The organism is Aeromonas sp. 600479 (assembly GCF_049175515.1).
GTDB classification, from domain to species: domain Bacteria; phylum Pseudomonadota; class Gammaproteobacteria; order Enterobacterales; family Aeromonadaceae; genus Aeromonas; species Aeromonas veronii_A.
This window is the reverse complement of sequence record NZ_JAAKVF010000019.1, coordinates 1-12173: the sequence shown is the minus strand read 5'-3', so window position 1 is coordinate 12173 and position 12173 is coordinate 1. Positions and strand designations below refer to the sequence as shown.

At 61.3% G+C, this 12173-nt stretch carries 8 protein-coding genes and 1 pseudogene; 5 read left to right on the top strand and 4 right to left on the bottom strand.

All coding sequences use genetic code 11. The annotated features are described in order from the left end of the window. Nucleotides 1–4 precede the first annotated feature (4 nt). The gene (gene mtnN / locus G5149_RS17420) at nucleotides 5–841 is read left to right on the top strand and encodes a 5'-methylthioadenosine/S-adenosylhomocysteine nucleosidase (RefSeq protein WP_216979413.1); all 837 of its coding nucleotides are present in this window, start codon (nucleotides 5–7) and stop codon (nucleotides 839–841) included. 90 nt (nucleotides 842–931) lie between these two features. Here mtnN and G5149_RS17415 read toward each other — a convergent pair whose 3' ends face one another. Both G5149_RS17415 and G5149_RS17410 read right to left on the bottom strand, forming a co-directional pair. Further along, nucleotides 932–1441 carry a YgjV family protein gene (locus tag G5149_RS17415; protein ID WP_421213144.1) on the bottom strand — a complete coding sequence of 170 codons (510 nt, stop codon included), beginning with the start codon at nucleotides 1439–1441 and terminating at the stop codon, nucleotides 932–934. Nucleotides 1442–1498: 57 nt separating this feature from the next. After that, nucleotides 1499–2074: pseudogene (locus tag G5149_RS17410) on the bottom strand (Crp/Fnr family transcriptional regulator). Nucleotides 2075–2317: 243 nt separating this feature from the next. On the opposite strand from G5149_RS17410, the gene ettA reads away from it, so the two are divergent. The 4 genes from ettA to glnE all read left to right on the top strand — a co-directional run bounded on the left by ettA (nucleotide 2318) and on the right by glnE (nucleotide 9081). After that, nucleotides 2318–3985: an energy-dependent translational throttle protein EttA gene (ettA, locus tag G5149_RS17405; protein ID WP_421213142.1), complete on the top strand. Its 1668-nt coding sequence runs from the start codon at nucleotides 2318–2320 to the stop codon at nucleotides 3983–3985. 126 nt (nucleotides 3986–4111) lie between these two features. Then, entirely contained in the window at nucleotides 4112–4441 is a 330-nt protein-coding gene (locus G5149_RS17400; protein ID WP_216979417.1) for a hypothetical protein, read from the top strand. Nucleotides 4442–4705: 264 nt separating this feature from the next. Beyond that, nucleotides 4706–6049: an NCS2 family permease gene (locus tag G5149_RS17395; protein WP_255909502.1), complete on the top strand. Its 1344-nt coding sequence runs from the start codon at nucleotides 4706–4708 to the stop codon at nucleotides 6047–6049. Between the two features lie 158 nt (nucleotides 6050–6207). Beyond that, on the top strand, nucleotides 6208–9081 hold the full coding sequence (gene glnE / locus G5149_RS17390; protein ID WP_421213140.1) for a bifunctional [glutamate--ammonia ligase]-adenylyl-L-tyrosine phosphorylase/[glutamate--ammonia-ligase] adenylyltransferase: 2874 nt from the start codon (nucleotides 6208–6210) through the stop codon (nucleotides 9079–9081). A gap of 72 nt (nucleotides 9082–9153) precedes the next feature. On the opposite strand, the gene G5149_RS17385 is transcribed toward glnE, so the two are convergent. Both G5149_RS17385 and G5149_RS17380 read right to left on the bottom strand, forming a co-directional pair. After that, nucleotides 9154–11316, bottom strand: coding sequence for an AsmA family protein (locus G5149_RS17385; RefSeq protein WP_337073564.1), 2163 nt, complete (start codon nucleotides 11314–11316; stop codon nucleotides 9154–9156). 132 nt (nucleotides 11317–11448) lie between these two features. Then, complete coding sequence (locus G5149_RS17380) at nucleotides 11449–11955, bottom strand: NUDIX hydrolase (protein ID WP_216979421.1); 507 nt, start codon at nucleotides 11953–11955, stop codon at nucleotides 11449–11451. Nucleotides 11956–12173: the final 218 nt, after the last annotated feature.

The window sequence follows — 12173 nt, the reverse complement described above, 5'->3', positions numbered from 1 at the left end:
TCCCATGAATTTCATCAAACGTTGCTCGCGCCTGCTCACGCTGTTTGCACTCTTTTCCTCCTCCATCATGGCGGCCACTCCGGCGCCAGCACCCATCCTGATCCAGGGAGCGATGGACGTCGAAGTCGAGACGCTGGTGGCCGCCCTCAAGGACAAGCAGGAGCTGACCGTCGGCGCCTGGACCTACTGGCAGGGTACCCTCTCGGGTTATCCGGTAGTTGTCTCTCGCACCGAAGTGGGGCTGGCCAATGCCGCTGCTGCCACCACTCTCGCCATGGAGCGCTTTCATCCGCGCCTCGTCATCAATCAGGGCACGGCAGGCGGCCATGATCCGGCGCTACACCGGGGCGATATCGTTATCGGTACCAAAAGCTTCAACATGGGGGCCTATCGCAGTGATCTGACGTCGGCCGAGCAGGGTGTCGACCCAAGCAAATGGCACAACTTCGAGGTCACCATGCGCCTGCGTGACAAAGGCAAGCTGGTAGAGCACTCCTCCTTTGGCGGCGATCCCGAGCTGGTTGGCCGCGCCCTTGGCATGGCCGACCGTTATCGCCACGGCCGCGTAGTTGCCGGCATCATAGGCACTGCCGATGAGTGGAACCGCCAGGTGGCCCGCATCAACTGGCTGCATCAGACCTACAACACTGCAGCAGAAGAGATGGAGACCTCCTCCGCAGCGCTGGTCGCCGAGGCCTACAAGGTGCCCTTTGTCGGCATCCGGGTGCTCTCCAATACCGATCTGCATGGCGAGGAGTTCGATCCGCAGACCGCCATCCACTGCCAGCAGTTCGTCATTGATTACGCAAAAGCACTCATCAACAGCTTCAACAAAGCCTGATGAGCCAGAGAGGCCGCCACTATGGCGGCCTCTCTGCTTTGTAAGCTCTATCAGACAGGACTTACCCCGCGCTCTCTTCCACAGCCGATATCAACCCCCCGGACATGCCCTGCGCCCATAGTGGCGGTAGTAGCCCACCAGATTGCTGACCAGAAACAGCCCCTCCATCAGCGCGGCGACCGGAGAGCCCACCAGCAGGTTGTTGACCAGCCAGCAGAGGGTGCCGAGCAGCATCCAGCGCCGCAGTTGGCGATCATCCGGGCAAAATGCGGCCCGGGTTTGCAGCAGGCTGGCCAGCAGCCCGATCAGTGAGAGTACGCCCTGATAGGTCGCCAGCGCAGCCGCAAAGGCCAACCCCATGAAGAACCACATCAAGATGCGGCGAACCAGCCAGATACTCACCAGAAAGCGCACGCTGGCCAGCAGCAACAGGCTGGCGGCCGACCACTGCCCGAGCAGGGCAAAGTGACCGGCATTGAGGGTGCAGGAGAGGGCCAGACAGGCCAGGATCCTGCGACGATCCCGCAACTGAAACGACAACAGATCGAGCAACAAGGCCAGGCTCACCACCAGTTGCGACCACAGAAACAGCGACATCATCCACCCCTCGTCCGTCATTTGGATGGCGCAGCATGAGGGGATGGCCGGAGAGCGGCATTAACCCGTGTTAATGCGCCTGCGGATCCGTGACAAGGTGACCGGGCTGATGCCGATGTAGTTGGCGAGCTGTACTTGGGTCAGTCGTGCAGGCCAGTGGGGGAAGGTGTGGCAGAGCTCCCGATAACGCTCTTCGGGGGAGTGGAGCAGCAAAAACGCCTCCTTGCGCTCCTTGTAACCGAGCTGCTGGCGCAGCAGGGCCATGCAGACCGGCTGCCAGATGGGCTCATCCAGCAGGGCGATCGGCACCCGCACCACCTGCAGCTCCGTCAGCGCCTCCAGCTGATAGCGGGCGGGCAACCCCGTAAGCCAGCTGTCATAGAGCAGGCAGAGCTCCCCTTCGAAGTAGAACTCCTTGCAGCGCTCCTGCCCGTCCCGATTGTAGTGGCAGGCACGGGCGATGCCCGTTTCGATATAGAAGGCCCCCTCCTGTTCGGCCCCTTGCGCCAACAGTGCCTGACCGGCGCGCAGCGTCTACCGTGGCAAACGCTGACAGAGGGCTTCGCTCAGGGCGGCATCCAATCCCATGGAGCAGAGAAAGGTGGCCAGTGAGGGAACTTGAGGAGATGGGATCATGACGGCTCCTGGACAAAACAGCAGCCCACATCATGCCCAAATTGCACGGCTGATGCAGCAAGGCGTGACCCTGTTGGCAAAGGGAGGACATAGCCGGGTGCCGCCTTTGCCCCCCCTCGTCCGTTGGTTTACAATCGACGGGTTTTTTGGAACCCGGTTGACGGCGTGTCGACCTGGCCCCACCACGACATCAGTCTGTTAATGCCAAGACATTAACCTGCTGAAAAGGAAGAGAATTAGCCAATGGCTCAATTTATTTACACCATGAACCGGGTCGGCAAGGTTGTGCCGCCCAAGCGTCATATTCTCAAGAACATCTCCTTGAGCTTCTTCCCGGGCGCCAAGATCGGCGTGCTGGGTCTGAACGGCGCCGGTAAATCGACCCTGCTGCGCATCATGGCGGGCATCGACACCGAGATCGAAGGGGAAGCCCGCCCGCAACCCGGCATCAAGATTGGCTACCTGCCGCAGGAGCCGAAGCTGGATCCGGAGCAGACAGTACGCGAAGCGGTCGAAGAGGCCGTTGGCGAAGTGAAGCGCGCCATGGCCCGGCTGGACGAGGTCTATGCGGCCTACGCCGACCCGGATGCCGACTTTGACAAGCTGGCCCGCGAACAGGGCGAGCTGGAAGCCATCATCCAGGCTCAGGGCGGCCACAACATGGAAAACCAGCTGGAGCGGGCGGCCGATGCCCTGCGCCTGCCGGCATGGGATGCCAAGATCAAGCACCTCTCCGGTGGTGAGCGCCGCCGTGTGGCACTGTGCCGTCTGCTGCTGGAAAAGCCGGACATGCTGCTGCTGGACGAACCGACCAACCACCTGGATGCGGAATCCGTGGCCTGGCTGGAGCGCTTCCTGCACGACTACGAAGGCACTGTAGTGGCCATCACCCACGACCGTTACTTCCTCGACAACGTGGCGGGCTGGATCCTGGAACTGGACCGCGGCGAAGGTATCCCGTGGGAAGGCAACTACTCCTCCTGGCTGGAGCAGAAGGACGCCCGTCTGGCGCAGGAAGCAAGTTCTGAAGCTGCCCGTCGCAAGTCCATCGAGAAAGAGCTGGAGTGGGTTCGTCAAAACCCGAAAGGGCGTCAGGCCAAGTCAAAGGCCCGTATGGCTCGCTTCGAAGAGCTCAACACCAACGACTACCAGAAGCGCAACGAGACCAACGAGCTGTTCATTCCGCCCGGACCGCGCCTCGGCGACAAGGTGGTGGAAGTGGCCAACCTGCGCAAATCTTACGGTGATCGGGTACTGATCGACGATCTCTCCTTCTCCATTCCGAAGGGTGCCATCGTCGGCATCATCGGCCCGAACGGTGCCGGTAAGTCGACCCTGTTCCGCATGATGTCGGGTCAGGAGCAGCCGGATTCCGGCACCATCACCCTGGGTGACACCGTGGTGCTGGCCTCTGTGGATCAGTTCCGCGACAGCATGAATGACAAGAAGACGGTATTCGAAGAGGTCGCTGACGGTCAGGATATCCTGCGCATCGGCAACTACGAGTTCCCGAGCCGGGCTTATATCGGCCGCTTCAACTTCAAGGGTTCCGACCAGCAGAAGCGGGTTGGCGAACTCTCCGGTGGTGAGCGCGGTCGTCTGCATCTGGCCAAGCTGTTGCAGACCGGCGGCAACGTGCTGCTGCTGGATGAACCGACCAACGATCTGGATATCGAAACACTGCGCGCCCTCGAGAACGCACTGCTGGAGTTCCCGGGTTGCGCCATGGTCATCTCCCACGACCGCTGGTTCCTCGACCGCATCGCCACCCACATCCTGGACTATCAGGACGAGGGCAAGATCGAATTCTTCGAAGGCAACTTCACCGAATACGAAGAGTGGAAGAAGAAGACCTACGGCGCCGAGGCCATCCAGCCGCACCGCGCCAAGTACAAGCGCATCGCCAAGTAAGCTGTCAGTCGGTACAAGCCGTACCATCGCAGCTGCGACCAACGTCACAAGGGGAGCTCCGGCTCCCATTTCTGTTGTCTTTTGGCTTACAATCCTAGACGGATGCCTTTGCATGGATGTAGCACGATGACGACCCCCATAGAGAAAAAACTCACCATCCAGATCCGGGTTGAACCGGGTTGCCTCGGGCCGGATGGCAAGGAACACATAGAGACCTTCTGTGCTGCTGCCGCCAAGATTTTTGCCGCCGTGGATCCAGAGCTGGTGAGCTGGGTGCTGATCCCCCGCTACGACAAGCAACTGCCGGAGCAGGAGTTCTTTATCGAGGGGCGCAAGCTGACCGAAGAGCAGGCCATCCTCTTTCTGCGCCGCTTCGGCCGCGAACTGGGTGAGGTACAAGACCGACTCGACTCGGTGCTGGCCCAGCTGGTCGAGCGCTACTTCAAAACCCTGTAAGCCCCCAATTTTCGATAAAAGGTTCTCTGCTGAGAACCTTTTTTCATGCTCAAAAAGCAAACGTTTGAATTTTTACTCTATTCATTGATCTGCTTCGCAGATCCGGGGTTTGTAAACGGCGCCGCCTGTGTAAAAATGTGCGCGCTGTCACGGTATCAGGACGAGTCTGGTTACTTAACCGCCAGAAACAGGGCAATTTACCCCGCATGGATGGGATAGCCCGTTCCCCTGCTGCTTATTTCACGTCACCTATTGGAATCCAACATGAATCAACAACACCAAGCTGCCAATCAGGCCGCCGGGCAAGGATTGCTTGAGCGCCTGTTTGCCCTGCAAGGCCATGGCACTACCGCCCGTACCGAAGTGATTGCCGGTATCACCACCTTCCTGACCATGGTCTATATCGTGTTCGTCAACCCGCAGATCCTCTCTGCGGCGGGCATGGACACCCAGGCCGTGTTCGTCACCACCTGCCTCATCGCCGGTATCGGCAGCATCCTGATGGGCCTGTTGGCCAACCTGCCGATCGCGCTGGCCCCCGCCATGGGCCTCAACGCCTTCTTCGCCTTCGTGGTGGTCGCGGGTATGGGCTACTCCTGGCAAGTGGGCATGGGCACCATCTTCTGGGGTGCCATGGGTCTGTTGATCCTCACTCTGCTGCGGGTGCGTTATTGGCTGATCGGCAACATCCCGCTCACCCTGCGGGTCGGCATCACCGCCGGTATCGGTCTGCTGATCGCCCTGCTCGGCCTGCACAACGCAGGGATCGTCGTGGCCAGCCCTGCGACTATGGTGACCGTGGGCAACCTCACCTCCCTGCCCTGCCTGCTGGGTCTGCTCGGTTTCTTCCTGATCTGCATCTTCTCCGCTCGCGGCGTCCACTCCGCCGTGCTGATCGCCATTGTGGTCACCACGGGTCTGGGCTGGCTGTTTGGCGATGTCACCTTCAAGGGCTTTGTCTCCATGCCCCCCAGCATCGAACCGGTGTTCGGCCAGCTGGATCTGATGGGCTCGCTCGATATCAGCCTCGCCGGGATCATCTTCTCCTTTATGCTGGTCAACCTGTTCGACTCCTCCGGCACCCTGATCGGCGTCACCAACCGCGCCAAGCTGGCCGATGACAAGGGCCACTTCCCGCGCATGAAACAGGCGCTGATGGTCGATAGCGTGAGCTCCGTCGGCGGCGCCTTCATGGGCACCTCCTCGGTTACCGCCTTTATCGAGAGCAGCTCCGGCGTCGCCGTCGGCGGCCGTACCGGTCTAACCGCCATCGTGGTCGGCCTGCTGTTCCTGCTGGCGATCTTCTTCTCCCCGGTCGCCGCCATGGTGCCGGCCTATGCCGCCGCTGGCGCCCTTATCTATGTGGGCGTGCTGATGTGCTCCGAGCTGACCCGAGTGAAGTGGGAAGATCTGACCGAAGCGGTACCGGCCTTTATGACCGCCGTCATGATGCCGTTCAGCTTCTCCATCACCGAGGGGATCGCAGTGGGCTTTATCTCCTACTGCGTGATGAAGGCGGGCACCGGCCGCTGGCGCGAAATCAACCCCTGCGTGCTGGTGGTTGCCCTGCTGTTCGTCCTCAAGTTCTTCTGGGTCGATAGCCACTGATAATGACCAGCGCAATCCGATGGGCTCCCGACAGGGAGCCCATTTTTATTTGCCGGATCATGCTTCTCGCCCCTGCGCTGTGACGCGGGGGCCCGACAGTGCTAGATTGGCAGCCAGCGTTTTATCCGGCAGTTTCGTTAATCACAAGGACGGCAACCGTGGCCCAGCACTCTCCCTCTCTCTCCGCCTTCTCTCCCCTGCTGCAAGAGCTGGCCCAGCGCCATTGGCAACGACTGATTGAACTGGCCCCCGACTATGGCTCGCTGCCCGAGCCCGTTCGCCAGACCCTGCTGACCCTGCTTGGGCTCTCCGATTTTGTCGCCGACTCCCTCTTCAAACAGCCCGAGTTGCTGACCGAACTGCTCGCCTCCGGAGAACTGGATCAGGCCGAACGCTGGCCCGCCTACCAGCGCGATCTGACCGCCATGCTCGCCGAGGTGAGTGATGAAGAGGCGCTCAAGCGTATCCTGCGCCAGTTCCGCCGCAGCCGCATGCTGGTGATCGCCTGGCGCGAGCTGCTGGGCCACTCTGAAGTGGAAGAGAGCTTTATCCATCTCACCAAGCTGGCGGATGCCCTGATCTGCTCTGCTCGCGACTGGCTCTACGCCAAACAGTGTGGCGAGCTGGGCACCCCGATGGATGGCAACGGTAATCCGCAACCGCTACTCATTCTCGGCATGGGCAAGCTCGGCGGCGGTGAGCTCAACTTCTCCTCGGACATCGACCTTATCTTCACCTTCCCCGAGAACGGTTACACGGTCGGCGGACGGCGCGAGCTCGCCAACCAGCAGTTCTTTATCAAGCTGGGCCAACGCATCATCAACGCCCTCCACCAGCCCACCCAGGATGGTCAGGTGTTCCGGGTCGATATGCGCTTACGCCCCTTTGGCGATGCGGGGCCGCTCGCCATCTCCTTTGCCGCCATGGAGGATTACTACCAGCATCACGGTCGCAACTGGGAGCGCTACGCCATGGTCAAGGCGCGGGTACTGGGGCCCCAGTGCGAACATGCGGTGGAGCTGGCCGAGATGCTGCGCCCCTTCGTGTTTCGCCGCTATATCGATTTCGGCGTTATCGACGGCCTGCGCCAGATGAAAGCGATGATCGCCGCTGAGGTGCGCCGCAAGGGACTGGAGGGCAACATCAAGCTGGGGGCTGGCGGCATCCGTGAAGTGGAGTTTATCGCCCAGGCACTGCAGCTTATTCGCGGCGGCCGTGAACCTGCGCTGCGGGTGCGCCACCTGCCCGAAGCGCTGGCCGCCATCGCTCAATGTGGCGCCCTCGAATCCGCCCATTGCGATCGCCTGCTGACGGCCTACCGCTTCCTGCGCCGGGTCGAGAACATCTTGCAGGAGATCGGCGATCAGCAGACCCAGACCCTGCCCACCGAGGAGCGGGATCGCCAGCGGCTCGTCGCCGCCCTCGGTTTTGCCGACTGGGGCGCCTTTATGGCTCATCTCGATGAGGAGATGGCTGCCGTCCATCAGGAGTTCGCCGCCGTGGTGGGGGAAGAGAAAGAGGCACCCGCCCATCTGGAGCAGCTTTGGCTCGATCTCTGGCGCACCGAGCTCGATGCCGCCGAGCTGGAAAAATTGCTGACTGCTCAAGGGGTCGTCGAGCCCGCTCCGCTCTGCGCTGCCCTGCTGCGCTTCAAGGAGGAGTACAAGCGCCGTCAGGTGGGGCCGCAGGGGCGCATCGCACTGGACTGGCTGATGCCGGAGCTGCTGCGGCTGGTGGTCGCCAGTGAGCAACCCGCCCGCCTGTTCGAGCGGGTATGCGAGCTGCTGACCCGCATCTTCACCCGCAGCGCCTATCTGCAACTGCTGGCGGAAAACCCGGGCGCCCTGCGCCAGCTGGTACGGCTGTGCGACGCCAGCCATCTGGTGAGCGAACAGCTGGCCCGCTACCCCATCCTGCTGGATGAGCTGCTCGATCCCCAGCACCTCTACCACCCCACCCCGCTCGACCAGTACAAGCCCCAGTTGCGCCAGTTCCTGCTGCGCATCCCCGAAGAGGACGTGGAGCAGCAGATGGAGGCGCTGCGCCAGTTCAAACAGGTGCAGCTGCTGCGCATCGTGGCGGCCGACATCGCCGGCGCCCTGCCGCTGATGAAGGTGAGCGACCACCTCACCTGGCTGGCGGAGGCGATCACCGAAGAGGTAGTCAATCAGGCGTGGGCCCAGATGAGCGAGCGCTACGGGGTGCCGCCTGAGGTGGCGGTGAGCGGCCAGCGCGGCTTTGCGGTGGTGGCCTATGGCAAGCTGGGCGGCATCGAGCTCGGTTACGGCTCTGATCTCGACCTGGTGTTTCTGCACGGCGGCGACCCCAACAGCTACACAGATGGGCGCAAGCCCATCGACAGCCGCCAGTTCTACCTGCGCCTCGCCCAGCGGATCCTGCACCTGTTCAGCACCCGCACCCCCTCCGGCATTCTCTACGAGATCGATATGCGGCTGCGCCCTTCCGGCGACTCCGGCCTGCTGGTCTCGTCCCTCTCGGCCTATGAGCTGTATCAGCAAAACGAGGCTTGGACCTGGGAGCATCAGGCACTGGTGCGGGCCCGTCCGATTTATGGCGATGAGGCGGTGATCGCCGAGTTTGCCCGTATCCGCCGCGATGTGCTGGCCAAGGAGCGGGATCTGCCGACTCTGGCCCGCGAGGTGCGCGAGATGCGCCACAAGATGCGGGATCATCTGCTGAAAGCGGGTGCTGGCGAGTTCGACCTCAAGCAGTCCCCCGGCGGCATGGTGGATATCGAGTTTATCGCCCAGTATCTGGTGCTGGCCCACGCCTGCGGTGAACCCGATGCCCTCACCCGCTGGTCCGATAACGTGCGCATCTTCGATGAGTGCGTCATGGCGGGGGTGCTGACCCTGGAGCAGGCGGAGGGGCTGAAGCAGGCCTATCTGGAGATCCGCAACCTCGGCCATCGCCTCAACCTCTCGGAGATCTCCCGCAAGGTGAGCGACGATCAGTTACTGACCGAACGAGGCCATGTGCTGGCGGTCTGGCAACTGCTGCTGGGGGAGTAATTCCCGCTAGCGGCAATGAAAAAGGGCCCGCACGAGGCGGGCTCTACATGGAGATAAAACGAAAGGCTGGGGCTATTTGAACAAGCCCTTGAGCAGCTGGTCGGCCACCCCTTTGACGGCCTCGTTGTCGGCCTTGTCACCCAGCAGCTTCTTGAGACCGCGTTCGGCCTCCTTGCGCGCCTTCTCCTCCAGCAGCTTGTTGTTGCTGAGCAGCGCCTTTACGTCGAGCTGGTAGCTGGGCGCCTGCCAGTGGCCGCCGATCCGCACCGGAATGGTGATCTCCTTCAGCTCGTCCACGTCCTTGCCTCCCTGCCCCTTGCTGCTCTCGACGATGGAGGTGAGGAACAGGAAGTCGAGGCTCTGTGGCACCAGCGCCGTCTGCCCCTCGCCCTTGACCCGCAAGGCCGGGGCAAAGAGCTGGATGTCGTTGCTGCGGGCGATGCCATCGGCAATAAGGAAGCTGGCGGTCAGGGCGCTGAAGTCGGTCTTGCGCGCCTCCTTCACCTGCTCGGCTCCCTTGCCGGTGAGGGTGGCCCGCGCCTCGCGGATCATCTCCGGCAGGTTGATGCCGTGCAGGGCGCCGTCACTCAGCTTCAATGTCACCTTACCCTGCATCCCGTTGCGCAGCGCCAGCGCGGAGAGACCACGGCCCTGCACCTGCACATCGAGATCGCCCTTGCCCTCCAGCAGATCGCTCTGAGCCAGAGTCTGAAGCAAGGGACGGATGTTCACTCCGGCCACCTGCTTGTGCACCTTGTAGGTGGCGGGTTGCTGGCGTGCATCGAGAACTCCGTTAGCGTTTACCTGACCGCCAGCTACGGTCGCGCTGAACTGTTTGAGCGTCAGCAGCCCTTTGGCCAGAGCCACCTGCAGATCGACTGCGCCGAGATCCAGCCCTTTCAGGCGCAGGCTGCCAAGTTGCAGCCGACCATCCAGATCCATCCCCTTGAGCGCGCCCAGATCCGGTTCGACCGTGGAAAGAGCTTCGCTCTTGCCAGTTACTGCTTTATTGTCACTTGCAGCGGCATTGGAAGCACCGGCCGCCGGTTTGTCCTCTTTCGCCAGTGCGGTCGTGGTCGGTGCCGATTTGGCGAGCCATTTGTCGAGATCCAGCTTCTCCCCCTTGAGATCGAAGCTGATCGAGGGAACAGCGCCAAGCTGCACGGTTCCATCACCACTCAACAGCGCCTCATCGGCACTCATCACCAGCTTGCTCAGGGTAATCAACTGCTTGTCGAGCTCGGCACGGGCAAACCCGGCCAGTTTCAGCTTCATCTGCGGGCGCGGCAGCGCATCACCTTCCAGCGCTGCCGTCAGCAGCACATCGGAGAGCTCGGCCAGCTTCATCTCTTTATCGAGCCGTCCCTTGAGCGTTCCTTCCAGCGAACCTGCCAGTAAAACTTGCTGCCCCTCTACCTTGGCCCCTTTCAGTGCCAACGTGAGGTTGTTCCACTCACCAAGGGCCAGTCGATCCCCCTTGATGAAGAAACTGTCGAGTCGCAGGGACGGGGCACTCAGGCTGCCACTGAGGCTCAGATCTTTCAGTTCACTGGCCATCACCTCCTGCGCCAGCTTGATCTGGGTCTGCCCTTTAACGTCGAAAGCGAGCTTGTCGGCACTCCCCTTCGCGGCCAGCGTCACGGGTACCCACTGACCGGTGGCCAGCTGCCCCATATCGAGATCGAGTCGATCCAGTCGCAGCGACGTGCCGCTGCGATCATCCTGTACAAGCGCACTGGCCTGGGAGAGCGCGACACCCTGCAAGCTGATCTGCCAGTGCTTGCTATCAGAGGTTGGCGCAGGGGTTGCGGGGACGACCGGTTCGCTTGCATCAGCAGTGGCATCTTTGATCAGTCCGCTCAGATTGGAGCTGCCATCCGCCTTGGTCTGGATAAAGAGATGGGCGCCACTCAGGGTCACCTTGCCGATCTCCAGACGATGTGAGAGCAGCGGTAACAGGGCCACCGAGGCCTCGCCCTGTTCGAAACGAATCAGATCCGGCTCGGCAAAACCGGCCGGATTGCGCAGAGCCACCTTCTCCAGCGAGAGGCCGAGACTCGGCCAGAAACGCCAGTCAATCTCCCCCGCCATCACCAGTTCCCGGCCCGTGCTCTTGCGCACCTGTTCAGCCAGCTGGGGCTTGAATTGATTGGGGTCGATAAGGCTTATCAGCGTCACTATGGCCAGCAAGGCTGCCACGGCGATGCCGAGCAAGATGAGAACTATCTTCTTCACGATATGCTCCTTGAATCCGGATCCACTGCAGACTATACCACTCACCGTCTGACGAATGGCGTCTGCGGGACAAAAGCGGACAAGGATGAGACAGGGATGGTCGCTGCCAATCCCCATCGTCATCAGCAGGGATCAGGCTTGCAAAGGGGATTGCTGCAACCGCGCCATAGCTGTGCGCGTCGACTCGAAAGCAAAGCGGGGCAAGGGGATATCGCGGATCTTCAGCCAGTGACAGGCGGCGACATCGTCAGCTGGCTGGATGACCGGTTTTTCGCTCAGCTTGATGGCAAAGAAGGTGTCACAGGTGTGATAGGTGATGCCGTCATAGGGATAGGTATTGGCGAACGAGCCAAGATAACGGTATGGCTGACCGACCATATCGAACCCCAACTCCTCCTGCAACTCGCGACGCAGCGCGACCTCCAGCGACTCGCCGGGATCGACAAATCCGCCCGGCAGATCCAGCAACCCCTTGCCCGGATTGCGGGCACGCACCGCAACCAGCACCTCATCCTGCCAGCAAAGCGCCACCATCACCGCAGTCGCTACATTCTGGAAAAAATGAAAACCGCAGTCACAGCAAAACTCTTTGGGGTTGACGCTCTGCAGGGTTTGACCGCCGCATTTTGGACAAAACATGGGCTATCTCCGACCAGATAAAGCGCCATTTTACGCCGCCAGGGCCATTTTTTATGAGTAAAACTGATGGGATGCTCAGGAATTCAGGGGAAGGAGGGGGTAACGCAGGCCAATTTTTAGGCGACCTGCTGAATTTCAGGCAATAAAAAACCCCGCTCGATGAGCGGGGTTTCTTGTATTGGGTGCCTGGCAGTGTCCTACTCTCGCATGGCGAATGC

What these genes read in the sequence shown, in the direction of transcription:
- G5149_RS17395 (WP_255909502.1), top strand. Translation starts at nt 4,706, where the DNA reads ATGAATCAACAACACCAAGCTGCCAATCAGGCCGCCGGGCAAGGATTG.
- ettA (WP_421213142.1), top strand. Translation starts at nt 2,318, where the DNA reads ATGGCTCAATTTATTTACACCATGAACCGGGTCGGCAAGGTTGTGCCG.
- G5149_RS17400 (WP_216979417.1), top strand. Translation starts at nt 4,112, where the DNA reads ATGACGACCCCCATAGAGAAAAAACTCACCATCCAGATCCGGGTTGAA.
- G5149_RS17415 (WP_421213144.1), bottom strand. Translation starts at nt 1,441, where the DNA reads ATGATGTCGCTGTTTCTGTGGTCGCAACTGGTGGTGAGCCTGGCCTTG.
- mtnN (WP_216979413.1), top strand. Translation starts at nt 5, where the DNA reads ATGAATTTCATCAAACGTTGCTCGCGCCTGCTCACGCTGTTTGCACTC.
- G5149_RS17380 (WP_216979421.1), bottom strand. Translation starts at nt 11,955, where the DNA reads ATGTTTTGTCCAAAATGCGGCGGTCAAACCCTGCAGAGCGTCAACCCC.